The sequence below is a fragment of the Bradyrhizobium sp. Kon58 genome (assembly GCF_055807455.1).
The window spans coordinates 274,412-298,946 of the sequence record NZ_JBVVOT010000005.1 but is presented as its reverse complement, the minus strand read 5'-3'; the positions used below and the strand labels follow the sequence as shown (position 1 = coordinate 298,946).

The following is a 24,535-nucleotide window of genomic DNA, read 5'->3' as shown; positions in this document are numbered from 1 at the left end:
CGTACAAGGACCTTCTTATGGGCCAGAAGTCGGCACCTCCGGCATTCGAGCAGGTCTATGTCCTTAGATTGGATGACGACGGGAATCACCGCGGCGCTCGGTTCACAGTCCTGAGGGACAGCATCGTCTCCGCGGCAATGGACATGAATTGCCGCATCCTGATCCGACAGCCCGCGGAAGTAAGCGCGCTGGCCGGAAAACTGCCGCTGGGCTACGTTCTCGGCACCGGGAAGATAGTGAAGCTATTGATCCCGAGCATTGGCTGCGATCTTTACAGACTGATTTTGGAAGCTACGCGCGCGGCTAGAATTGATGAAGAAACCAGAATTTCCGCTGCGATTTCGACGAGCTTGCATTGAGTTTTTTTTCGGCTGGCAAATGGCAAAAAACATGACTTGGGAGCGCCCCAACAGCTACGACGGAATGCTAATGCTGAGACAAGTATTAGCAATAAGCCTCGGCAATCTCTGAAGATTGCCCGCAAGCTGCGAGCGCTACGGCTTGGATTAAAAGCCCTGTGGCGAGACTTCCCCGCTCCGAGTAGCCGATCGGAGCGGGCTCTCTTTTGTTGTCGTCGGTGATCTCAAAGCGCTATTGCTTAGCCGACCTGAACCGCGACCGCAGACACAATACCCGATAAGCAATCCGCCTTCCAGACCGACCCGCCGGTTGAAGGAAGAGCCCCCAAGGACCTTTATTCCCGATCTGGGAATTCACGAACGAGCATATCATCGACCAACCCGCCACCCTTCCCTTCTGCATCGACTGCGCGTGCTTCACTAGCTGTCATACCTTTCTCCACCACAAGCGGGTTGTTGTCGTAAGACCCCCACTGTTTATGAAATGGCGCAACACCAAGGCGGCGGCAATCGGCAATAACATCGCGAACCCAATGTGGCCTCACTGCACGGGCACCCGCACCGCTTTCTCCTCCAGATATCAGCCAATCCGGCAAAGGGCCGTTGGTCGGCAACCGCACGGGCCCAAGAGCGGGCTCGTAAGATATGAAGCGAATAACCGCAGGTACTTTCTTTAGACGCTTCCACCGGAAATCGAACCGTGCCTGATCTTCGGCCGTGGTTCCGAGCCACACGTTGGAATACCCATCGCGCCAATCGGAAGGCAGCATTTTCTCTATATTTTCTGGTCTTTTAGTAAGCACCAGCCAATCTAATGCATCGCATTTCCGGATTAACGCGAACAAGTCCTTGCGCCACGACGAATCAACCTGATTATCAAAGACGTCGGCGAGCGAAGCGCAAAACACCCGAGGTCGATGGCCATTTTCCTTTCTAAACATGCGAGCTTGCCCGTTCCATTGAATAGGCTTTTTCCAATTTTGCTCTGACGTTCGTTTGCGCTCGCCGTGGGCGCCCCATTGCACCCTCTTGTAGCGGTGATCCATCATTGCTTCGGCGTAACAATTATCACAGCCCGGCGACACTTTCTGGCAGCCAATCCACGGATTGAACGTATGATCGCACCATTCTATCTTTGTATTTTCACCCATACTACTCTCCAAAGTTCAGAGCATCGCTCCGCCCGAAACAACGGTCCCGGTGGCATCCTTTACAAGTTTGTGTTTCCGCCATTGGCCGTTGGCCGCTTCGAACTCTACAACGTGCTGCAGGCGAAGCGCCGCAGGATTACAAAGCAGTCCCCTCATACATCTGCCGACGATCTAAACATTGCTTGGCGCAAAGGCATGACCCCGATCCGCGTGTTGATAAACGCGGTAGAGCCCGATGCCGATTTCAAGCAAATGAGCCGGTGGTCCGCGCTCTGGAATGTGTTTATTCCCAAGACGTTCCGGTTGAACGATTCCAGAAGTTCGTTGTAGGTCGCGGAAGCTTGGCTGGCTGCGTCCGACCAGCCGTGCAGGTGAAGAGGAAGCGAAGGCGACCGTACCGTCAGTGGGAGGACTGGTCTGATGAGAATGTCTACGTTCAGCTTTGTCGCAATCTCACAAGGCTGCGGGGCGCCCATGGGCGCCCGGCATTGGGGTCTGCTGGAATTCCCGACGGGAATGCCAGCAAGTTTTATAGCCCACATCTCTTGGCAAGCTTGCGCATCGCTTTGGTGGAAGTATAGCAATGCTCCTGAACCTCGATCTGATCAGTATCATCCCCAAATAATCTAGAGTCCGCCAAGCCAATTCTGCACAACGCTTCACAGACCATCATCTGATCGTCTGGATCCTGAATGCCTTCCAAATCAAAAAGCGTGCATATTGGTTCATCAAACTCGATTGACCACTTAAATTTCCTGCCGTCGCTGGTTTTAGACACGACCACGGAAGAGACATTTCTATTTGCATTACTCATAGCACTTCTCCTTAGAGTCGCGGTTAGCGGCATGCATCCGTCGACATCTAGGAAACCTTTACAAGTTTCAAAAGCCGTCACTCGTTGAGCCACCTTTCGGCAAATGATCGGTTTAAGCCTTGGCTGATTTCCAGATTTTCGTCTGAAAGAATCTCCGGCGGGAATTCAGACCACCGCACCTATGTTGTCAGCTCGGGTTCGGGATTCCGGGGCGATCGCAAATTATCTAGACCGAGCGCCCCGAAGTTCACCTACGCCTCGCACTTGAGTGCCGCCATCGGAAAATAAAAAGCCCCACCGTTCTGGCGGGGCTCTCATCGCTTTCATTAATGGCGTCGGTCGCTAAACGGCTTGCTCTGCCTTCTGAAGAGCCGATCGGGCCATTCCAATTGCCACTCTCAGATCGAGTAGCCCGGAAATAACATCGCAAAGGCTCTCGTCCAAGTGATTGACGACGATGGCATCCCTATCGACCTCATAGCCGAGGGAAACCATCGGCCTTGGGGCAACATCAAAAGCCTCGCTTTGGTCACCAACAAACGTCTCCAGTCGGCTCAGATCTGACCTGAGCGCGAAGAGAGTTGTTACAAATCTCCCTCCGTCCAGGCCGCCGAGAACGACGCAGTTCTTCTCCATGTGTAGATCAGTTCCAGTCATGTTTTTCCTTTGTTTACGACGGCACGCTGCCGGTGGCGTGGTTTTGCCACGCAAGGGATTTTACAAGTTCGGTTATCGACACTAGACGCGCACGCGCGATGCTGGCCGAGCCGTCGTTACATCGTCTTCAGGCCGCGCAGCTTCCTTTGACGCCGTCGCTCGACTACGACGCGCGTGCTGCTTGTCCGCCTCCTCGGCACCGACCTGTCATCCGCCTTCAAAGCCACGCGATTGGCGGTTCTGAGCAGGCGCGCACCATCACCACCAGCCACCGCGAGCCGATCCAAGTGAAGGTGCTTCATGGCGTGAAAGAGCACGATCCGGTCACCATGCCGGAGGTTCGCCTTGCCATGCTTGAACTGCTGGAGAACTACGCCGTCCGCACTCGTAGTCGGCCGACCCAGTTTATCTTCCCGATCTCGGACCGACACCCGATAATTTTTGCATGGCGATTTCAAAATATACGCCGAGTGCGTGGGCAGCCGTCCCTGCTTGATCTTGCGGGTATGGGTGGCATCCAAACCATCGGCTATGGCGGCATAGTGGCCTGCCTGCACGAGCTTTCGGAGGTGCTTCTTCAGCTCCTTTGGCGCCACGCTAAGCTTCTGTTATTTCGCTCAGGACGATAGAGGCGACGTCTCCCCTGGCGTCCCGTGCAATCCGTGCAATCGTGCGTCCATCTTGTCCTTTTCGGCCCTGTGCAATCGGTGCATGCCAAAGTGGTGATTGCGAGTTCGTCTTGTGCTGCGCAATCTTGTCCAGACCTCGAATCACTGCACGGAATGCACGGTGTACCCGCCAATGGCAGCTCAAACCTCAGTTCACAAATTCGACCCCTCCGACGCCATCGCGGTAATAACGGGCTATCGACGGCAACAATTTCCGATGGAGCGCGAATTGGCTTTCTTGGGCTTCATTACATGGATGTTGTTTCCGACGAAGGCTCAAACCGTTCAAACTGCGCTTATCATTGGTGCGGCGAACTACTATCTCCATCTTTCCAGAGCACGCCGCGGTAGTCTCGTTCGCACGAACCCCTATTTTTCGCAGGAAATGTTTGCAAAAGCTCTACTGACGTTTCCTTTGGGTGACACGTTCAGTATGGAATTTGAGCTAGCGTTCAATGAACTCGCCAACATAAGCCAGTTGATCGAGTTCTTTATGATCTGCCCGAATGAGCAAAGGCCATCATTGTTGAAGGCACTGCATTTTATTGAACAGGGCGGCTTTGTCCCCGACGATGTTAAAGAGGGCGACCGGAGCGCGTACACACGGTCTCGCTCTACATTGAAGGTCAGCTGGGTGAACTACGCCGTATCCGGCCCGTTTATCTGGGCCGCGACGCAATCCAAGTACGAGTTCATTACCCGCCTGTGCCCGGACCTCAAATCGACAATCAACAAGGTTGATAAGTTTCTAGCAAAGAAAGACGAGGTCATGGAGTTCTTTGAGTTAGCTCGCTTCTGTCAGGCCAGACTGATTCCTCGTTTGGACGAGAGGAGTCGATCTCGTTTTCATTTTCTCAAGTTCCCACCCAACGTAGCGCCTGTGGACGTCGAGCTTTCGGAGCTTGATCCCTTGCAAGCCGCCATTCTGAAAAGGTACCGACCTCCAAAGCTGATTGATTAAGTAGGCCGACAAACTGCTGGCCTAGACCAGCAAACTTCCGGCTTATTACGCCCCCTCTGTTAAATCGATAGTTTCGGGTCTTCGAAATCGGCCGTGCATCGTGTGCGGGCTCAGACCAGGAGACTCGTTTGCCCATTTTGAAGAAGACCGCATTGATTGAGGATCTGTCCGACGGCCAGTTCTTTCAGCGATATGCTTTTACGAGGGAGGATAAAGGCGAGGGATTTATGGAAGTGCGCCCTGCCGAAGCTGACAACTGGCGGTCGTTTCGTGACCGGCTGCGCAACAGGAATGCTCATCCTTCCCTGCTGACTAAATCGACCGTCGAAGCGGCTGCGGCATCAGCACCACATACACGGTTCGCTTATGCCGCCGCTGCAGGTTGGCGCCCCGGCCGTAATACTTTTGTGCTGCCAGATCGGGTTATTGGAGCCAACACGAAGAACATCTGCGGCCTGCCGCCCGAGGCCCATAGACCGCGACCGCGGGGCTCATCTAAGAATTGGCTGAAATCTGTGGGGTCGCTTGCCGCGAAATCGTCGGGCATGATGCTGACCACGTCCTGCTCATTTGCAGCGCCGCTTCTCCGCATTGTGGGCGAGCAGTCATTTGGACTTTGTCTAGCAGGGAAGACCGGAGGAGGAAAGACGACAGCTACCCTGGTCGGCTCATCAGTTGGTGGGGCCGGTCAAATCGATCAGTTACTTACCTGGAACGCAACACTGGCTGGCCTTGAGCCGGCCCTGCGCTCACACAACGACTGCTTGATGGTCGTCGATGATCTTAACAAGATGCCCGTTGCATCTGACAAGGAAAAGCACCACAGCACAAAAAACTTCGCCCACAATCTTGGCTCCGGTTCGACCAAGCTCCGCAGCCCCACTTTCGACGAGACCTCGGGCAATGGCGAGCAATATCGAGTGATCTCGCTTACGTCAGCCGAGACCACCATAGCTGAGCTTGCGGCCAAATGCGGTGAGCAAAGAGGCGGGGATGCTCGTCGCCTAATCGACGTACCGATTTACTTGGACGATCTTGATCATATCTTTGATCGAGTGCCCGACGCTGGCCAGCTCGGCCAATCAGAATTGCAGCAACTGTTCTCGTCGGTCTACACCGCGTGCACCAAGGATCACGGCCATGTCTTCGCCAAGTATGTCAGGTTTCTGAGCCGATCTCGGACAGGACTTCGAAACAAGATCGTCAGGCACGTGAAACGGTTTAGGGCGAATATCGCCGGCCGGGCAGATAGCATCGTGTACGCCGACATCATACGAAAATTTGGCTTAGTTTACGCGGGCGGCGCACTTGCGATCGAAGGTGTAGGCCTCCCCTGGAAAAAGACGGAGCTGTTGGACGCAACTACGAAATGCTGCAACGCGGCTCTCGATACGCTCTCAACCGAGCAGCGGACCCTCGACGCTGGCTGGAAATCGCTCAGAGCGCGGCTGTTCAGCTTGCCGAGGGCTTCGACTATCACGCAAAGCGATTATGGTTCCATAGATGGCTATGTCGAACCACTGGGAAATCAATTCCATTGCATAGTGAAGACCGACAAGTTCAATCGCATCTTCGACAATCCTTTGCAGCGCAAACTCGTACTGGACGAATTGGCGCGACGAAACTGGATTACCCGGTCCCGCTCGAACGAAAACCAGGGACAATTCATTTGGCCTGACGGCGTTCGAAGGCGGTCGCTTGAAATCAACTGGGCTCGTCGGACGAGCAGTGCATGAGAGTCAACACGGGCAGATCGGTAAGCAGCATGCTTACCGATCGCGCCTTTGACTTCACGGCCGTTCTGGTGTAATCTACTGCTAACACACGGTTATCCGGTGTTCCGCAACTACTCCTCCCACTCAGTCTTTAGACGAGTCACGTGAAACAATCGCCGCTGGTACCGGCGACTGGCACGTTAAAATGGAGTCGGAATCTACTGGCCGCGCGCGCAACACGCGGCTTCGGGGCGAACATTCGCCCGCTTCTGGTCGTCGCACATCTCGTGGAAGCTCTAGTGCGGCCACCTGCTTCTCAAGCTCAACCACATCCCAGGACGTCGACTCGACGCCCTGCCGACAGCCTGTTCCGCGGTTGTTGAGCAGGCAGCAAGCAGCTGCCTACTGCAACCTATCGCCGAGCGCTTTTTCCGCTTGGGTGCGAGCCGGCAGGCTGCCTTCACCGCTCGCCGGCACAACGCGCTGGGACTTGAAAGCTATCGACTTCGCCTTGGACGCAATGAGCGGCCTACAACCGAAACAAGAAACATCTGCTTTAGACGAATGGAGGGAAAATCGTGCGCGTCGTTCTGAAAGGAATTCATAGGGTCAAGGTGCCGCTCGCGAGCGGCGACACCAAAACCTACTATTACGCCTATCGCGGCGGCCCCCAGATCAAGGCCACGCCGGGCACCCCTGACTTTGTCCGGCAGTACCAAGACGCACACGCGAACTTGCGCACGCCCAACGCCAGGTCGTTCATGTCGATCATCACGCAATACAAGGCGGCACCGGAGTTCAACAAGATCGCGGCGTCTACGCGCCGCGACTACCTGAGATACATAAAGCTGATTGAAGACGAATTCGGCGACTTGCCGATTGCCGCCCTCGCCGACCGTAGGATCCGCGGTGAGTTCAAGACGTGGCGAGACAAGTACGCCAACACACCACGCAAGGCTGATCTCGCCTGGACCGTGCTGGCCCGCATCATGTCCTTCGCAAAGGACCGCGGTATCATCACTAACAACCCTTGCGAGCGCGGCGGCCGCCTCTACGTAGCCGACCGCAAAGATAAGATTTGGACTGAGCAAGACATTTCTGCGGTTCTCGCGGTCGCATCGAGCGAGATCCAGCTCGCGCTGATCTTGGCTCTATGGAGCGGGCAGCGGCAAGGAGATCTCCTTCGCTTACCCTGGTCGGCCTACGAGAGCCCCTACATCCGCCTTCGCCAATCGAAGGGCGGCCGGCGTGTGGCGATGCCTGCGGGCACGCCCCTGAGGGCCCTGCTCGACACGACGTTGCGTCGTGGACCGCTCATCCTGACAAACACGTTCGGCCGCCCCTGGACGTCCGACGGCTTCAGGACGTCGTGGTCAAAGGCAAGCGAGCGAGCTGGTGTTAGCGGTCTTACGTTTCACGACCTGAGAGGCACGGCGGTGGTTCGGCTGGCTATCGCCGGCGCAAGCGTGCCGCAGATCGCGGCCGTCACCGGCCACTCGTTGAAGGACGTCGAGGCCATTCTCGACGCGCACTACCTCGGCCGCGATATTCAGCTTGCTGAAGCTGCAGTGCTGAAGCTCGAAGCGCGAACAAAACTGTAAAATGGCCTGTAAAATGAGGCCACTTGCTGCGCCGTGATTGATGCTAAGTGCTTGATTTATATGGTGGGCGCACCAGGGCTCGAACCTGGGACCCGCTGATTAAGAGTCAGCTGCTCTACCAACTGAGCTATGCGCCCGAAAGGCGGTTAAAAGCCTTGCGAGGCCGGTCGTTTAGCAAAGCGATCCGGGTCTGGCAAGCGATGGCACGTAAGTTTTCCAAGGGTATGCCTACATCCCCCAAAAAAGCGAAAAGCCGCTGGATTCCAGCGGCTTCGCCAAGGTTGATCGCGGCAACCCTTGCAGGCTCAGAGCCGGCCCTCGCGGTCTCCGTCCGGGCCGCCGTCGCGGTCGAAACGGTCACGGTGGAAGTGGTCCATGCCGCGCTCCATCATGCGGTCCATGCCACGCTCCATGAAGTGGCGGCGCGGGCCGTCTTCGCCGCCGCCGAACGGGCCGCGGTGGCGGGTCAACACGGCGAGGCGCCGCTTCTGGCCCTCATCCAGGGTCTTGTAGAGCGGATCGGCGGCATCGGCGATCTTCTTCAGGGCCGCCGACGTCGCCCCCATGTCCTCGGCGCGCTGGCGCAGGCGGGCGACTGGATCCTCCGGCCTGTCGGCATCCTTATTCGCGTCCTTGCCGGCATCGCCGGGACCGGCATTCATCCGTGCATTGGCGCGGTCGATGCGCAGCTTGGCGAAGTCGCGCACGGCGGCCTCGACCGGCGGCCACAGCTTTTCCTGGTCGGCGTTGAGCTTCAGCCCGGCATGGACGGCGGCGATCCGCGCGTCGACCATGGCGGCGCGGTCTTCCGGGTTCATGCGGATGTGGCGCATGTGCTCGTGCATCCACGGGCGATGATAATGGGCATAGACCGCGCCCGAGCCGGCGATGCTGAGCACGGCGATGGCCGCGATGGTGAACTTCCTCATGCGAACTCTCCTCTGGAAGGATGTTGTGAGGATGAGCGCAGCGCAGCTTACGCGCAACTTACAACTTGGACAGGGAGCGGGTTCTTTCGAAGATATAACGCTCCTGAACCTTTATTCAGTCGCAATCGGAAATCATTCGCAACAAAAAGGGCTTCCGCGCCCGGCACGGAAGCCCCCATTCATCGTCCGTTCAAATCAGTTTGTCGTGCTCTTCGCTTCCTTCTGGAATTCGTCGATTAACGGTTGGCCGATGCGGCCTGCCGCTTCCTTGTAGACCGGCTCCATGGCCTTGCGCATCGCCTCGTCCTGCTCCGGCGTGAGCTTGATGATCTCGCTCTTGCCGCTCTTCCTGATCTCGGCGAGCGCGTCCTCGTTCTCCTTCTGCGACTGTGTATTGTTGAAGTCGGTCGCTTCCTTCATCGCCTTCGTCAGGGGGTCGCGGATGTCGGCCGGCAAATCGTCCCAGAACTTCTTGTTCACGATCACGACGTAGCCGATATAGCCGTGATTGCTCTCGGTGATGTACTTCTGCACCTCGTGCATCTTCTGAGTATAGATGTTCGACCAGGTGTTCTCCTGCCCGTCGACCACACCGGTCTGCAGCGCCTGGTAGACTTCGCCGAACGCCATCACCTGCGGCAGCGAGCCAAGCGCCTTGAACTGGGCCTGGAGCACGCGCGAGGACTGGATGCGGAACTTGACGCCCTGATAGTCGGCCGGCGTCACCAGCTTCTTGTTGGCGCTCATCTCCTTGAAGCCATTGTCCCAATAGGCAAGGCCGGTGATGCCCTTCGGTTCGAGCAGCTTGAGCAGCCTCGCGCCGAGCGGACCTTCCGTCACCTTCCGCAGCGTCTTCAGATCAGGGAGGATGTAGGGGAGATCGAATACCTCGAACTCGCGGATGCCGAGCGGGCCGAACTTGGAGTTGGACGGCGCCAGCATCTGCACGCTGCCGAGCTGGAGCGCCTCGAGCTCTTCCTTGTCCTTGTAGAGCGTCGAGTTCGGATAGATCTCGACCTTGACCTTGCCGCCGGTGTACTTCTCGGCGAGCTCCTTGAATTTCTCCGACGCCTTGCCCTTCGGCGTGTCGGTGGCCACCACGTGGCTGAACTTGATGATGATGGGCGCTTGGGCCGATGCCGGCCCGGTCAAGCCAAGAGCCAGGACCGCGATGGACGCAGCGATCGCGAAGGTGCGCATAATCTCTCCCTGTTGTTATTGGGCCGCCCGGCGCACGGGTGGCCGATCCTTATGCCGGTTGCATCAATAGCGGCTGGGAGGCGGAGCCGCTATTGGCCCTTAGCAGGGCAGGTATTCGCCGCCACATGCAGAGTCATTCCGGGGAGGTCCGTTAGGACCTAACCCGGAATCCCGAGATTCCGGGTTCTCGCTTCGCGAGCCCCGGAATGACGAACTTCGTTCGTCAGCTCGCCGCCGCGGTCGTCACGGTGTCGCGCTGGCGCTTCATGACGATTTTGTTGAGTGCGCCGAGATAGGCCTTTGCCGAGGCCACCAGCGTATCCGGATCCGCCGCGCGCGCGGTCATCGCACGTCCCTCATGCGACAGCCGCACCGAGACTTCGGCCTGCGCGTCGGTGCCCTGAGTCACTGCGTGGACCTGGTACAGCTCGAGCTTGGCTTCGTGCGGCACCAGGCGCTTGATGCAGTTGAAAACCGCGTCGACCGGACCGTTGCCCTCGGCCTCCTCGATCTTGATCTGGCCGTCGACATCGAGCTTCATGGTCGCGCGCTGCGGGCCATGGGTGCCGGCGATCACGGTCAGCGAGGTCAGCTTGATGCGGTCGTGCGAAGCGGCCATTTCCTCGTCGACCAGCGCCTCGATGTCCTCGTCGTAGATGTCCTTCTTGCGGTCGGCCAGCGCCTTCATCCGCGTGAACGCATCTTCCAGCTGGTTCGGGCCGAGCTTGTAGCCCATCTCCTCCAGCTTGTGCACGAAGGCATGGCGGCCGGAATGCTTGCCCAGCACCAGCGAGGACTGCTTGAGGCCAACCATCTCGGGACGCATGATCTCGTAGGTGGAAGCGTCCTTCAGCACGCCGTCCTGGTGGATGCCGCTCTCATGTGCGAACGCGTTGCGGCCGACGATGGCCTTGTTGTACTGCACCGGGAACGAGGTCGCCGCCGACACCACCTTCGAGGCGCGGGTCAACTGCGTGGTGTCGATCTTGTTCCAGTAGGGGAATTTGTCGTTGCGCACGTTGATCGCCATCACGATCTCTTCCAGCGCGGCGTTGCCGGCGCGCTCGCCGATGCCGTTGATGGTGCACTCGACCTGGCGCGCGCCGCCGACGACGCCGGCCAGCGAATTCGCCACCGCCATGCCGAGATCGTTATGGCAGTGCACGGAGAACACCGCCTTGTCCGAGTTCGGCACGCGCTCGATCAGCGTCTTCATGAAGTGGGTGTATTCGTCGGGCGTGGTGTAGCCGACGGTATCAGGAATGTTCACCGTGGTGGCGCCGGCCTTGATGACGGCTTCAACGATGCGGCACAAATAGTCCATCTCGCTGCGGGTGCCGTCCTCGGCCGACCATTCGACGTCGTCGATCTGGTTGCGGGCGCGCGCGACCATGGCAACCGAGGTCTCGAGCACCTGTTCCGGGGTCTTGTTCAGCTTCACCCGCATATGCAGCGGCGACGTCGCGATCACGGTGTGGACGCGGCCGCGCTTGGCAAATTTCACCGCTTCGGCACAGCGGTCGATGTCGGCCGGATGGGCGCGCGACAGACCGGCAATGACGGCGTTCTTGGAGCGGCGAGCGATCTCGCTGACCGCCTGGAAGTCGCCTTCCGAGGTGATGGGGAAGCCCGCCTCGATGACGTCGACGCCCATATCGTCCAGCATCTCGGCGACCTCGAGCTTCTCCTCGAAGGTCATGGTGGCGCCGGGGCACTGCTCGCCGTCGCGCAGGGTGGTGTCGAAAATGATGACGCGGTCCTTATCGGACTTGTTCACGGGGGCCATTTGAATTTCCTTTTGAGCTTTTGCGCCGTCAGTCTTCTAGGCGCTTGAGGTGTCCGGTGATCTCGACCAACCCCTGAGCGCCCAGGCGCATGGCGCCCAGCCGGCCCTCAGGGGCAAGTAAGAAGAAGCCCGCCAATCAGGAGGGTGGGCAGCAGCGCGGCCGGGATCGTGGCGGCGGCCAGAGCCACCTCCCCCGAAATCCCATCAATTTGGCCGCGAATCAGCATTGCCAGACCCTTTGAGCCCTCAATCCTCGGTCAAAACCGTTGACGGTTGGTTGCCGGGAGGCTCGATCTGCCGTTTCTAGACGAGAAATGGCAGCAACCGCAACGCCAAAAGATGGACAGAACGATTGACCTGGTTTCCCCGGCTATTGCCGGGGGGGCGGCACGAGGTCGAGCAACCGCTTGCGGACGCTCATTTCCAGAGGCGCGTTGCAGACCGGCCGATTGTAGATGCCGCTGCTGCGACACAAGGTGGGCGTCGGACCGCGAAGGTCGCCGGCCTGGCAGGCAAGGCAAATTCGGAACGCCGCCGCCTCGAGCTGGAGCGAATAGTCGAGCGTCGATGCAGCCGGCTCGGACGGTTGGAAGAGCTGGCTGCCCTTGATGTTCTGGAACCAGGTGTCGATGTGGCCCTTCACCTTCGCAGGATTGGCGAGGTCGTCCATGTTGAAGCGACTGTCGAGCAGCCCGATCGAGGCGCGCGGCGTGCGCGCCGCTGAGTGACACGACAGGCAGGATGAGCGGATATTGTCGGCAGGTCCGTTGGCGCGCCCCATGAAGCCCATGGTGAGACGCTGGTCCCAGCCATAGGTGACGTTCCGCAAATCGGGATTGATCCAGCTCTCACGGATGGCGCCGTCGTAGACACCGGGGTCGTTGCCCCATTGCAGCGATACCGGCACGAGATTGTCGAACAGGGCGTCGCCCTTTGCCGGGCCGCGCCAGACAAACGTCCCGAACACCCATCCGGTGTCCAGAGACCGGCCGGTCTTCGCTGAATCCTTCACTGAAATATCGACCTGAAGCAGGCGCACCGAGCGGATCGTGCGGGTGCCGGGATCCTGACCGCCGGAGCCAGCGCCCAAATTATCGATAAAGGCGTCGTATTCGGGTGCGCCCTGGAGGTAGGCAACTTCGTCGGGTGAGGCATCGGTGAACAGAAATTTGACGGAGACAGTGTCATTCGGAAATTTCATCGCGACCGGGAAAGACGGATTGCAAGGCTCGGCGAAGACCTCCCCGAAGACTGCTGCTCCCGGCCTGTTGTAGAAGCCGACCGCCCAGACCTGGGAACCTCGTGTGTTGGTCTTGGACAGATCGCCGGGATCGGGGCCGCGTTCCTTGGTCAGCCCCATCAACGGCTCGCGCCCGGAGTTTCCGTAGTCGAGCCATTGCGAGATCCACCACTGCTCCTGACCGGTGCCGACGAGCTTGCGGTCCACGATCTTGAAGGACGTCTTCGCGGTACTGAGCACGGCATTCATGTAGTCAGCCGGCTTGGTGCGAAAATCGACCGATTCCCAAGGCTGCGGATCATTGGGATTGGGGCGCACCGGCGGATAGTCTAGTCGCCACTTGGCCGCGGCAACCGTGCCATTCGCCTTCATTGTACTCGCCGAAAAGCTCTGACACTCATCGGCCTGGCACGACGAGCCCGCAATCATAGCCAGAACGACGACAACCCCTGCCGCTCTCATGACGGGCTCCTTTGCGCCTGCCGGTGAATCCAGCCGGACCACGATTAGGCGCATTGCCGCATCAGGTGTGTTAAATGGTTCACACAACCTTGGAGAATTGCACGAGCAAATCGCCGCATGTCGGGCGAGGTGGCAGTGCACATGCGCTTTCGCCGGCGGCCCACTTGGCGACATGATGACCCGCGCCGCCCCCGGTCTGCTGCCGCCGACTCGGTCATCTTGCTCGCAACGAGCCTAGGACCGGCACAAGAGCGAGCGCGGCAGTCACACCCGACGCGTTCGTCTTTTGCTTTCAGGGAGGCGGACTCGATGCGCAGACACGCCCTACGCTCCGAGCCACTCGGGACCGAGGGTACAGACGATCAGCCATCAGGCGATCTGGCCGCTACCCAACGCGGCGAGCGCGAGCCCTGCTCTCCCAGCGGTTCAGCATCTGACCGAGCTCGCCGGTGGCGACCGGCGCAGCCTTGCCGGCGATCGCGATCTCGTTGGTATTGGCCGGTGCGTTGGCACTCAGCCAATCCGGCTGGCTGTACTCACGCCAGCGGCGCGCCTCGGCCCGCCTTTTGCGGGACACGTAGTCGCGGGTGAAATAGCCGGCCGCAAATGCAATCCCGAGCAGCAAAACCAGTACCACGACAGCGACCACAGTAAACTCCGACTTACGCCCCCAATGACGTTCTGCCAGCCTCGCTCAGGAGGTCAAGGCTTGACATGCTCCACAGCTTGGCAATGTCCCGAAGGCAGTTTCGGTAAACTCCGTCACGCCGGACGAATTTGTCGTTTCCATGTTCGATGTTGCAGCGCTTTTGCCGCCCCGATATCTCGCTGAGGATGCGTACCTCCCCCTCGCAACCGTCATCGGACCGGACTAACCTCGCCCTGCTCGGCCGGATCAACCGGCTAGCCGAACAAGACCGGGAGAACGCGATGATACGCCAAAAGCAGCGTGACCATGATGCTGCGCTTTCACGACGAACGCTCGTTCAGGGCCTTGCGCTCGGCGCCGCCACTTTTGCCGGCGCCGGCTCCGCGCTGGCCCAGACCGGACCTGCCGCGCCGCCGACGACGATTACCACCCCACCACGCGATTTCGGTCCCAACGGCGCGCCGACGACCTATTTCTGGGACCCCGACGTCATCGCGGTCGATCCGTCCTTCAACGATCTCGCGCAGCCCAACACGGCGATCAAGCGTCTCTATACCGGCGTGCTGTGGGCCGAAGGCCCGGCGTGGAGTGCACAGGGCCGCTATCTGCTATGGAGCGACATTCCCAACAACAGGCAGATGCGCTGGAGCGAAGACGACGGTCGCGTCAGCGTGTTCCGCTCGCCGTCCAACAATTCCAACGGCAACTCGTTCGACTTCCAGGGCCGTCAACTCTCCTGCGAACATTTGACCCGGCGGGTGACGCGTTATGAACATGACGGTACCGCGACCGTACTTTGCGACAATTACAACGGCAAGAAGCTGAACTCGCCGAACGACGTCGTCGCGCATCCTGACGGCAGCTACTGGTTCACCGATCCGCCCTATGGCGGCCAGCTCTACGAAGGTGAGCCCGACGCCGCGGGCGGTCCGAGCAACACCAGTGGCAAGCTCAATCCGCGGATTGGACAGCCGGCCGGCTTCGCACCGGGCAAGCGCGAGCTGCCGACCAATTGCTATCGCATCGATCCTAGCGGCCGTGTCGACCTCGTCGTCACCGAGGAGCAGGTGCCAGATCCAAACGGGCTGTGCTTCTCGCCGGACTTCAAGAAGCTCTACGTCGTCTCAACCGGAAAGGGACCCGGCGACACCGGGCCCGGTGGCAAAGGCGAGATTTTCGTGTTCGACGTCGGCGGCGACAACAAGCTCACCAACCAGAAGCGGTTCAGCGAGTGCGTGATCGACGGTGTGAAGTGCGGGCCGGACGGTGTGCGCTGCGACGTCAATGGCAATGTCTGGGCCTCCAGCAATGCGGGCCGCGCCGTCGGCTATAGCGGCGTGACGACGTGGTCGCCGGACGGCAAGCTCCTCGGCCGCATCCGGCTGCCCGAAGTGTGCGGCAACATCTGCTTCGGCGGCCCCAAGCGCAACCGCCTGTTCATGGCGGCAAGCCAATCGCTCTATGCGGTGTACACGGCCACGCAAGGCGCAGGCCCGGGCTAAGCCCGCGCGCAAGATCGCAAGCCCGGGCGTCGGCGTGGATCGCCGGCGCCCGATCGGTTTCCGAGCGTGCGATCTGCACAAATAACGATCACGAGCGCACAAAGTCGCGGTTCCCTGATCGCAATCAAGCTACGTCCCGGGCAAATCTCCGCCATCAATCCAACGAAGATTGTATCGCGCGGAAGGGCCGCAGCGCGGTGCGCGAAGGCATGATGCTCTTCGTTCTCGCGCCCGACTTGAACGGGGAGTTGCGCGATGCGCCGTATGCCAAACGACACCATCATCGTCAGCGTTGGGGACCAGCAATTCGTGACCGAGTTCGGGGACCCGGGCCTGCCGAACGACGCCCGCGGCGGCAGCGACAACATGATCGCGACCGTCGACGGGGGCAACGCGGTCCTGATATTCGTTGGCGACGACCAGACCCTGCAAGGACATTCTCACGGAGGAAACGACCATCTCGCTGCGACCGTCACAGGTTTCGGGGACTACGTGTTCCTGGACGGCGATGCGCAGGCGATGTCCGGCGAGGCCCATGGCGGCAACGATGTGCTTCATGTCGATGCATCGACATCGATCTACGCGACCCTCGGTGTTTTTGGCGATGCCGAAACCGCCATGTCGGCCGACACGAGCGGCGGCAATGACGTCGTCATTGCATGGATGGGAAACAGATCGTCCGGCGCGTTCAGCGGAGACTCCGGCAGTTCCATGAGCGATCATGCACATGGCGGCAATGATATCCTCAGCGTGACCCAGGTCGGCAGTTACGGCGGCGCTTCGATATCAGGCGATGCCCTCGTCTCCATGAGCGGCGATGCGCGCGGCGGCAACGACATCCTCAGCTACACCGTCGGCGCCGCCGCCCAATCCGGCGGCGCGTCTCTGGTCGGAGACGCCGGCTACATGAGCGACGATACCCGTGGCGGCAACGATATCCTAATCGCTACCGTCGACGGCAACCCAGACTCCACGTCCATCGTACTCGTCGGAGACGCCTCGAACATGTCAGGCAATGCGCATGGCGGAGATGATATCCTCCACGGCAGCAGCCGCGACGATTCGCTGTATGGCGACGCACAGACCTACGCCCCGTTCACAGCCGGCTCGATCACGGGCGGCAAGGACATGCTGAATGGCGGTCGCGGAAATGACCAGCTCTGGGGCGGACCGAACAACGACAGATTCGTCTTCAACAAAAATTCCGGCCTGGACGTGATCAACGATTTCGACCAGGGCAACAAGGCTGTCGGCAGCACGGCGCGCGAGCATGACGTAATCAACGTGCACGATTACGGCTTCGCAGACTGGGCGGCGCTGAAAAGTCTGATCAGCGATGACAGCACAGGAAATGCGGTGATCCATCTGACGGCGACCGATACGATCACGCTGGAGGGGGTCCATACCGCGGATCTCCATCCAAAGGATTTCATGGTGTAAGAGAGCATTCATGCGCGTTGTGATCTGCGGCGGCGGCGTGATCGGGGCCTGCACCGCCTGGTTTCTTCGACGTCACGGCATCGATGTCATCCTCGCGGAACGAACCGAGGTGGCGGCCGCAGCGTCAGGCAAGGCAGGCGGCTTCCTCGCGCGCGACTGGTGCGAGGGCTCGCCGCTCGATGCGCTGGCACGACGGAGCTTTGCTCTCCATGCGCAACTGCCGGATGAGATCGCAGGCGATTGGGGCTATCGCCCGATGACCGCTTATAGCGGCTTCGCTGCCGCTGATGGCCATCCCCGCCGGGATGCACCGTCCGCGCTCGGCTGGCTCAGCAACGGCGTCATCATCACGCAGCGCATCGGCACGACGGAGACCACTGCGATCGTTCACCCCAAAAAATTCACCTCGGCCGTGATGAATGCGGCGCTGACGCTAGGCGCCGAGCTTCGCATCGGCCAGGTGACCGCCATCATGCGCGATGCGGATGGCACGACCGCGACGGGCGTCGAGGTCGACGGCCGCATCGTCGACGCAGACGCCGTCGTGATCGCGATGGGACCATGGTCATTGCTCGCCGCGCAATGGATGAGACTGCCCGCCGTCTACGGCCAGCGCAGCCCGAGCATCGTGTACGACACTGGCACGGATGTGCCGGGCGATGCGCTGTTCCTGGATTACGAGGAGAATGGCAGCGCCGTGTCGATCGAGGTCTTTCCTCGCGCTGACGGCAGCACGCATATCACCGCTCTCTCCGACATCGCGCCGCTTCCGCTCGATCCGGCTGCCGTGACGCCGGACCACGACGCGATCGCGCGCGTGCAAACCATGTCCGAGCGGCTGTCGCCGCTGTTCCGCGCCGAGAGGATCATTGCGCGACAAGCCTGCTTTCGTCCCGTGACACAGGACGGCCTGCCGCTGATCGGCAAGGTGCCGCAAAGTGAAGGTCTCTATGTTGCGACCGGGCACAATGTATGGGGCATCCTGAATGCGCCCGCCACGGGCGAGGCCATGGCGCAACTGATCGCGGAGGGTGCGACGCGCAGCGTCAACATCTCGCCATTTGATCCGGCCCGGCTCGCGCCGCTCGATCCATCGCTGCTGCGAGCGCGCTGAGCCGACGCGACGGCATCGCATTCATCGATCGCGTTGCTGTGCGCCCGCGATAGCTGCGCATGCCTACCAACGAAATCTGCATGCCTACGCGTGAAACGGGTCCGACGGCTTTCCTGCCCGCTATTTGCGCAGCGCTAGACTTTAGTCCGTGCCTCACAATCCTGGACGCGGTTTCACTTGCCGAGAATGTCTCCGCCGGTATAGTCGCGGCATAATGGCTCATAAGAGGCCTGTTAAGGGAGAGAACAAGATGAAGAAACCGCTCTCTGTTGCGTTGCGAATAGCACTCGGTACCGCGGCGGCCGCTGTGTTGATGACGTCAGGCGCGGCACTTGCAGCCGATCCGATCAAGATCGGTGTGATCGCGGAAGCGCAGGCGATTGCCGGCGCCTCCATCCCTCAGGCGGCACAGCTCGCCGCCGACGAGATCAACGCCAATGGCGGCGTCGACGGCCGCAAGATCGAGATCGTCTCTTACGACAATCACTCGTCCTCGGCAGATTCAGTGCGCGCTTTCCAGCGCGCGGTGAACGAGGACAAGGTCAACGCGGTCATCGCCAGTTACATCAGCGAGGTCGTGCTGGCACTGGAGCCCTGGGCCTCGCGGCTGAAGACGCCGTTCGTCACGCCCGGTGCCGCGTCCAACGAGATCAGCAAGAGCGTGCATGCCGACTACGAGAAGAACAAATACACCTTCCACGGCTATCTGACCTCCGCCGCGCTGGCGCTCTCGGTCTGCGACGGTGCCAAGGACCTGCTGGTCGACAAGATGCACATGAAGACCGCCGTCATCATGAGCGAGGACGCCGCCTGGACCAAGCCGCTCGACATCGGCTACGAGGAATGCCTGCCCAAGATCGGGCTGAAGGTGCTCGACCACATCCGCTTCTCGCCCGATACCACCGACTTCACGCCGATCTTCAACAAGATCGAAGGCGCCAAGCCCGACGTGATCATCACCGGCATCTCCCATGTCGGCGTGCAGCCGACGGTGCAGTGGAAGAACCAGCAGGTGCCGATCCCGATGTTCGGCATCGCCTCGCAGGCCACCAACGAGACCTTTGGCAAGGACACCAATCAGGCCGCGGAAGGCGTGCTCTACCAGGGCGTCTCCGGCCCAGGCGTCGCGGTGACGCCCAAATCGGTGCCGTTCGCCGAAGCCTTCAAGAAGAAGTTCGGCAATTATCCCTCCTATGCCGGCTACACCGCCTATGACGAGGTCTACTACATCGCCGACGCGGTGAAGCGCGCGGGCTCGACCGACGCCGACAAGCTGGTCGCCGCGCTTGAGACGACCGACTGGGAAGGCACGATCGGCCGCGTCCAGTTCTACGGCAAGGACGATCCGTTCACGCACTCGATCAAATACGGCAAGGGCCTGATCACCGGGCTGATGCTGCAATGGCAGGGCGGCAAGCAGAGCGCGGTCTGGCCCAAGGACGTGGCCAAGGTCGACATCAAGTTCCCGAGCTTCATCAAGCTCTCCAACTAGCAGGACACGCTCCCGGGACCAACTCCCGGGAGCTTCCACATGCGGCTCCCGCCGCACGTGGCTCCAGCAACATCGTCTCTCATCAATCAGATTGCCAATCCTAGATGCGTGCTTTCCAGATTCTGATCGATGGCTTTGCCATCAGCGCTCTCTATGCTCTCGGTGCCACCGGCTTCACGCTGATCTTCGGCGTGTCCGGCGTCCTCAACCTCTCCCACGGGGCTATCATGGTGGCTGCAGCGGTGGCGGCCTGGGCCGCCGCCAGCATCCTGAATGTCGGCACCTATGCCGGCGCGCTGATCGGGGTCGGTGTCGCCCTGCTCACCTCCTTTGCGACCTATTTCGCTGTGGTGAAGCCGATCCAGGACTCCCGGCGCATCCCGAATGAAGAGAAGGAGATCTTCGTCCTCACTGGCACGCTGCTGTGGGGGATCATGATCCAGGAGGTGATCGCCTATTTATTCACCAACAACGCCAAGACCGTGCTGCCGATCGTCGAGGGCGTCGTCGAGATCCTCGGCGTCCGCACGCCCAGAAACGAGATCTTTACCGCGATCGTGTGCTGCTTCGTCATCGCGCTGTTGTGGCTCCTGGTGAACCGCACCCGCACCGGCAAGGCGGTGCTGGCGGCCTCGATGAACCCGCGCGGCGTCACCCTGCTCGGCCTCGAGCTCACCAACATCTACGTCGTGGTGTGGGCGATCTACGGCATTCTCGCCGGCATCGCCGGCGTGCTGCTCGGAATGTTCCTCGGCGTCAGCTCCTACAGCGTCGGACCGCTGACCGCGAGCGCGTTCTCGATCGTCGTGCTCGGCGGCCTCGGCAGCGTCTCCGGCTCGCTGATCGCGGCCTTCGTGGTCGGCTATCTCGAAACGCTCACGGCCTATCTGGTCTCGCCGGCCTACCGCACCATTCCCGCGCTGCTGCTGCTCGTGTTCGTAATGTACATCCGGCCCCAGGGCCTTCTGGGGAGGCGCTGAGATGGCCAGCTTCTTTACGACCCGCCTGTTCTTCATCTCGCTCGCGCTGGTCGTCATCGCGGCGACGCTGCCGCTCTACGTCTCCGGCTACGTGCTCGGGCTTCTCACCGTCGCCTTCTATTTCGGCGTGTTCGCCATGGCGTGGGACCTGCTGTTCGGCTTCGCCGGCGAGGTCAATTTCGGGCCGACCTTCCTGATCGGCGTCGGCGCCTACACCGCCGGCATCCTGAATGCCCAGTTCGGCTGGTCGGTTTACGCTTGCATCGTGCTCGGCGCGCTCGCCTCCGTCATCGCCGGCCTCGTGCTGGCGCTGCCGGCGCTTCGGGTGCGCGGACCGTATTTCGGCCTGACCACGCTGGTCGCGGTGCTGATGCTGCAGAATTTCATCGTGGTGTTCGCCGATCTGACTGGTGGCGAGATCGGCCTGACCATTCCCGACGTCATCTCCATCAACGCCGGCGTCAATTACTGGATCGCGCTCGGCTTCATGACGATCTCGGCGGCCATACTTTATGGGCTGTCGCAATCGCCTGTTGGCCTGGTGCTGCAAGCCAGCGGCCAGGATCCGGTGCAGGCCGGCGCGCTCGGCTTCAACATCGTCAAGCACAAGCTCGCAGCCTTCATCGTCAGCGCGTTCTTCTCAGGGTTATCAGGCGCGCTGCTGGTGTTCTATTTCGGCACCGCCTCGGTCGGCACCGTCGTCGACGTCGCGGTCGGCGTCAACGTGATCGTCTCGGCCGTGCTCGGCGGCCGGCGCACCGTGCTTGGCGCGGCGCTGGGCGCGATCTTCCTGATCGTCGCCGGCGAGTTCCTGCGCCCGACCGGCGAGCTTGCGACCTTCATCGTCTCCGCGGTCGCCCTCCTCGTCGTGCTGTTCTTCCCCGGCGGCTTCCTCGGAGCGGCCCTCTCGCGTGAGGCGCGCTCGTGATGGATATGCGATCTTCAAACCGGGCCGTGCTCGAAGTCCGCGGCCTGACCAAGCGCTTCGGCGGGTTGACGGCGGTGAAGAACCTCGGCTTCGAGGTTAATAGCGGCGAGATTTTTGGCCTGATCGGGCCGAACGGCTCGGGCAAGTCGACCGCGATGAAGAGCGTGATGGGCATCGAGCGCCCGACCGCCGGCGAGGTGATCTTCGAGGGCGAGGACGTCGCCGGCCTTCCCGCGCACAAGATCGCGCGCAAAGGCTTTGGCATGGTGTTCCAGCATTCGCGGCCGCTGAACCGGCAGACCGTGCTGGAGAACATCATGGTCGCGCTGCTGCCGGACAGCCTGTTCATGCTGTTTCCGGACAAGGCGCTGGTCGAGCGCGCCAAATGGATCGCCGACCGCGTCGGGCTCGGCAACGTGATGAACCGCCGCCCTCCGACGCTGCCCTTCGCCGACCTGCGCCGGCTCGAGCTCGCCAAAGCGATCGCGCGCGACCCCAAGGTGGTGCTGGTGGACGAGCCCTTTGCCGGGCTGACGCGGGCCGAGGTCGAAATCTTCTCCGACCTGATCCGCAGCTTTCGCGACGAAGGCCGCGCGGTGATGCTGGTCGACCACAACGTCAAGAGCGTCGCGGCGCTGGTCGACCGCGTGCTCGCGATGTATCTCGGCGAGGAGATCGTCACCGGCAAGGCCGAGGACGTCATGAAGAACGAGACGGTGCGGCGGGTCTATCTCGGCGGCGCCATCGAGACCCATGCGCGGCCCGAGACCAGCTTCAAGGACAAGGTGCCGCTGCTCCAGGTCGAGAATGTCAGCGTGTTCTACGGCAAGGCGCAGGCGCTGGAGAACGTCTCGATCCACGTCCACGAGGGCGAATTCGTCTCGATCGTCGGACTCAACGGCGCCGGCAAGACCACCTTGTTCAACACCATCTCCGGCTTCCTGCCCTATACCGGCGAGATCGTGCGCAACGGCGAGAAGCTGCGCGGCACGAGCCCAGCGAAAATCGCCCGCAGCGGCCTCGTGCAGTGCCCCGAATCGCGCGAGCTGTTCGGCGAAATGTCGGTACGCGAAAACCTCGACCTCGGCGGGCAACATCTGGCCGACGACAAGCGCGCGGCCCAGCTTGCCTGGCTGTTCGAGCTATTCCCGATCCTGAAAGAGCGCCAGGGCCAGATGGCGCAAACGCTCTCTGGCGGCGAGCAGCAGATGCTGGCGATCGGCCGCGCGCTGATGATGCAGCCGCAGATCCTGATCCTGGACGAGCCGACGCTGGGCCTCGCCCCCGTCATCCTCGAACTCCTGTCCAAGGCCCTAACGAGGCTGCGGCAGACGACGTCGATCACGGTGCTGCTCGGCGAGCAGAACGTGACCTTCGCGCTGCCGCATGCCGACCGCGTCTATGTGCTCGAACATGCAAGGATCGTCTGGGAGGGCGATCCCGGCCGCTTCGCCGCGGAGGCGGGCGCCGATTTTCTCTAGTTCGTGCATATCAATAACAAAACAAGCAAAGGGAAACGACCATGCGACCATCACCAAATTTGAGCAGCAGCTTCCTCCTCGCCTCTGCGCTGGCGCTATGCCTTGCCGCTCCCGCCTACGCGCAGTCGAACGACCCCATCAAGATCGGCGTCATCGCCGAGGTCCAGTCGATCGCGGGGGCCGCGACTCCCGGCGGCGCGCAGATCGCCGCCGACGAGATCAACGCCAAGGGTGGCATTCTCGGCCGCAAGATCGAGATCGTGACCTACGACAACAAGAGCTCCTCTGCGGACTCCGTGCGTGCGTTCCAGCGCGCGGTGAGCGAGGACAAGGTCTCCGCCGTGATCGCGAGCTATATCAGCGAGGTCGTGCTGGCGCTCGAACCCTGGGCGGCGCGGCTGAAGATGCCGCTGATCACCCCCGGCGCCGCCTCGAACGAGATCACCAAGGCGATCCATAACGACTACGAGAAGAACAAGTACACCTTCCACGGCTATCTCACCTCGGCCGCCCAGGCCCAGCTCGTCTGCGACGCCGCCAAGGACCTGCTGGTCGATAAGCTCAAGTTCAAGACGGTCGCGATCATGAGCGAGGACGCCGCCTGGACCAAGCCGCTCGACGTCGGCTACGAGGCCTGTCTTCCGAAAGCGGGCCTCAAGGTCGTCGAGCACGTCCGGTTCTCGCCTGATACCACCGACTTCACGCCGATCTTCAACAATATCGAGGCCAAGAAGCCGGACGTGATCGTCACCGGCATCTCGCATGTCGGCGTGCAGCCGACCGTGCAGTGGAAGAACCAGCAGGTGCCGGTCCCGATGTTCGGCATCAGCGCCCAGGCGCTGAGCCCGAGCTTCTGGAAGGACACCAATGGTGCCGCGGACGGCGTGCCGTCGCTGGCGGTCGCGACGCCTGACGTCGCCGTGACCTCCAAGACGAAACCGTTCGCGGCCGCCTTCAAGGCCAAGTTCGGCTCGCCGCCGGCCTATACCGGCTACACCGCCTATGACGAGGTCTACTTCATCACGGAGGCGATCAAGCGCGCGGGCTCGACCGATCCCGACAAGATGGTCGCTGAACTCGAAAAGACCGACTACGAGGGCACGATCGGCCGCATCCAGTTCTACGGCAAGGACGACGAGTTCACCCACGGCATCAAGTCGGGTCCGACGACCGTATCCGGTCTGGTCTTCCAGTGGCAGGACTCCAAGCAGGTCGTGGTCTGGCCCGAGAAGATCGCCGAGGGCAAGCTGAAGTTTCCGAGCTTCGTGAAGCTGTCGCAGTAACACGCCGGGCTCGGCACGGGCCCGGTACCCAGCGCCGCATCACCCCTGCAAGGCCCGTCGCTTCAATCGCGACGGGCCTTTGTTTTGTGCAGAACGCCACGGGTACGCTGTCACCCGTGGACC

At 60.9% G+C, this 24,535-nt stretch carries 22 protein-coding genes and 1 tRNA gene; 14 read left to right on the top strand and 9 right to left on the bottom strand.

The genetic code is table 11. From position 1 onward, the window contains the following. The first annotated feature begins 17 nt into the window (after positions 1-17). Entirely contained in the window at positions 18-359 is a 342-nt protein-coding gene (locus tag AC0L20_RS12295; RefSeq protein WP_473288738.1) for a hypothetical protein, read from the top strand. A gap of 335 nt (positions 360-694) precedes the next feature. Here AC0L20_RS12295 and AC0L20_RS12290 read toward each other — a convergent pair whose 3' ends face one another. Next, positions 695-1,510, bottom strand: coding sequence for a DUF5131 family protein (locus AC0L20_RS12290; RefSeq protein ID WP_473288737.1), 816 nt, complete (start codon positions 1,508-1,510; stop codon positions 695-697). Here AC0L20_RS12290 and AC0L20_RS12285 point away from each other — a divergent pair. Continuing rightward, entirely contained in the window at positions 1,475-1,840 is a 366-nt protein-coding gene (locus AC0L20_RS12285; RefSeq protein WP_473288736.1) for a hypothetical protein, read from the top strand. The genes AC0L20_RS12290 and AC0L20_RS12285 overlap by 36 nt on opposite strands. A gap of 199 nt (positions 1,841-2,039) precedes the next feature. On the opposite strand, the gene AC0L20_RS12280 is transcribed toward AC0L20_RS12285, so the two are convergent. Then, entirely contained in the window at positions 2,040-2,324 is a 285-nt protein-coding gene (locus AC0L20_RS12280; protein WP_473288735.1) for a hypothetical protein, read from the bottom strand. 342 nt (positions 2,325-2,666) lie between these two features. Next, on the bottom strand, positions 2,667-2,981 hold the full coding sequence (locus tag AC0L20_RS12275) for a hypothetical protein (protein ID WP_473288734.1): 315 nt from the start codon (positions 2,979-2,981) through the stop codon (positions 2,667-2,669). 98 nt (positions 2,982-3,079) lie between these two features. Between AC0L20_RS12275 and AC0L20_RS12270 the strand changes: the two genes are divergently transcribed. The 4 genes from AC0L20_RS12270 to AC0L20_RS12255 all read left to right on the top strand — a co-directional run bounded on the left by AC0L20_RS12270 (position 3,080) and on the right by AC0L20_RS12255 (position 7,926). Then, entirely contained in the window at positions 3,080-3,610 is a 531-nt protein-coding gene (locus tag AC0L20_RS12270; protein WP_473288732.1) for a hypothetical protein, read from the top strand. Positions 3,611-3,782: 172 nt separating this feature from the next. After that, positions 3,783-4,610: a hypothetical protein gene (locus AC0L20_RS12265; RefSeq protein WP_473288731.1), complete on the top strand. Its 828-nt coding sequence runs from the start codon at positions 3,783-3,785 to the stop codon at positions 4,608-4,610. 128 nt (positions 4,611-4,738) lie between these two features. After that, positions 4,739-6,346, top strand: coding sequence for a DUF927 domain-containing protein (locus AC0L20_RS12260; protein ID WP_473288730.1), 1,608 nt, complete (start codon positions 4,739-4,741; stop codon positions 6,344-6,346). Between the two features lie 557 nt (positions 6,347-6,903). Beyond that, positions 6,904-7,926, top strand: coding sequence for a tyrosine-type recombinase/integrase (locus tag AC0L20_RS12255; RefSeq protein WP_473288729.1), 1,023 nt, complete (start codon positions 6,904-6,906; stop codon positions 7,924-7,926). Between the two features lie 61 nt (positions 7,927-7,987). On the opposite strand, the gene AC0L20_RS12250 is transcribed toward AC0L20_RS12255, so the two are convergent. The 6 genes from AC0L20_RS12250 to AC0L20_RS12225 all read right to left on the bottom strand — a co-directional run bounded on the left by AC0L20_RS12250 (position 7,988) and on the right by AC0L20_RS12225 (position 14,192). Next, positions 7,988-8,063, bottom strand: a tRNA-Lys gene (locus AC0L20_RS12250). Positions 8,064-8,231: 168 nt separating this feature from the next. Further along, a complete protein-coding gene (locus AC0L20_RS12245) occupies positions 8,232-8,855 on the bottom strand; it encodes a Spy/CpxP family protein refolding chaperone (protein WP_473288728.1) in 624 nt (207 codons plus the stop codon). 195 nt (positions 8,856-9,050) lie between these two features. Continuing rightward, positions 9,051-10,055 carry a TRAP transporter substrate-binding protein gene (locus AC0L20_RS12240; protein ID WP_473288727.1) on the bottom strand — a complete coding sequence of 335 codons (1,005 nt, stop codon included), beginning with the start codon at positions 10,053-10,055 and terminating at the stop codon, positions 9,051-9,053. 223 nt (positions 10,056-10,278) lie between these two features. Continuing rightward, the gene (locus tag AC0L20_RS12235) at positions 10,279-11,841 is read right to left on the bottom strand and encodes a 2-isopropylmalate synthase (RefSeq protein WP_027519477.1); all 1,563 of its coding nucleotides are present in this window, start codon (positions 11,839-11,841) and stop codon (positions 10,279-10,281) included. 370 nt (positions 11,842-12,211) lie between these two features. Beyond that, a complete protein-coding gene (locus tag AC0L20_RS12230) occupies positions 12,212-13,453 on the bottom strand; it encodes a hypothetical protein (protein WP_473288725.1) in 1,242 nt (413 codons plus the stop codon). A gap of 475 nt (positions 13,454-13,928) precedes the next feature. Next, on the bottom strand, positions 13,929-14,192 hold the full coding sequence (locus AC0L20_RS12225) for a hypothetical protein (protein WP_473288724.1): 264 nt from the start codon (positions 14,190-14,192) through the stop codon (positions 13,929-13,931). A gap of 281 nt (positions 14,193-14,473) precedes the next feature. Between AC0L20_RS12225 and AC0L20_RS12220 the strand changes: the two genes are divergently transcribed. The 8 genes from AC0L20_RS12220 to AC0L20_RS12185 all read left to right on the top strand — a co-directional run bounded on the left by AC0L20_RS12220 (position 14,474) and on the right by AC0L20_RS12185 (position 24,412). Next, complete coding sequence (locus AC0L20_RS12220) at positions 14,474-15,694, top strand: SMP-30/gluconolactonase/LRE family protein (RefSeq protein WP_473288722.1); 1,221 nt, start codon at positions 14,474-14,476, stop codon at positions 15,692-15,694. Between the two features lie 255 nt (positions 15,695-15,949). Continuing rightward, the gene (locus tag AC0L20_RS12215; RefSeq protein WP_473288721.1) at positions 15,950-17,134 is read left to right on the top strand and encodes a hypothetical protein; all 1,185 of its coding nucleotides are present in this window, start codon (positions 15,950-15,952) and stop codon (positions 17,132-17,134) included. Between the two features lie 10 nt (positions 17,135-17,144). Next, a complete protein-coding gene (locus tag AC0L20_RS12210) occupies positions 17,145-18,248 on the top strand; it encodes an NAD(P)/FAD-dependent oxidoreductase (RefSeq protein ID WP_473288720.1) in 1,104 nt (367 codons plus the stop codon). Between the two features lie 250 nt (positions 18,249-18,498). Continuing rightward, positions 18,499-19,740, top strand: coding sequence for an ABC transporter substrate-binding protein (locus tag AC0L20_RS12205; protein WP_473288719.1), 1,242 nt, complete (start codon positions 18,499-18,501; stop codon positions 19,738-19,740). Between the two features lie 104 nt (positions 19,741-19,844). Beyond that, on the top strand, positions 19,845-20,720 hold the full coding sequence (locus tag AC0L20_RS12200) for a branched-chain amino acid ABC transporter permease (RefSeq protein ID WP_018457493.1): 876 nt from the start codon (positions 19,845-19,847) through the stop codon (positions 20,718-20,720). A 1-nt stretch (position 20,721) separates the two neighbouring features. Then, positions 20,722-21,648: a branched-chain amino acid ABC transporter permease gene (locus AC0L20_RS12195; protein WP_219683503.1), complete on the top strand. Its 927-nt coding sequence runs from the start codon at positions 20,722-20,724 to the stop codon at positions 21,646-21,648. After that, complete coding sequence (locus AC0L20_RS12190) at positions 21,648-23,129, top strand: ATP-binding cassette domain-containing protein (RefSeq protein ID WP_473288718.1); 1,482 nt, start codon at positions 21,648-21,650, stop codon at positions 23,127-23,129. The genes AC0L20_RS12195 and AC0L20_RS12190 overlap by 1 nt, the downstream gene beginning before the upstream one ends. Before the next feature lie 41 nt (positions 23,130-23,170). Beyond that, positions 23,171-24,412 carry an ABC transporter substrate-binding protein gene (locus AC0L20_RS12185; RefSeq protein WP_473288717.1) on the top strand — a complete coding sequence of 414 codons (1,242 nt, stop codon included), beginning with the start codon at positions 23,171-23,173 and terminating at the stop codon, positions 24,410-24,412. The last annotated feature ends 123 nt before the right edge of the window (positions 24,413-24,535 follow it).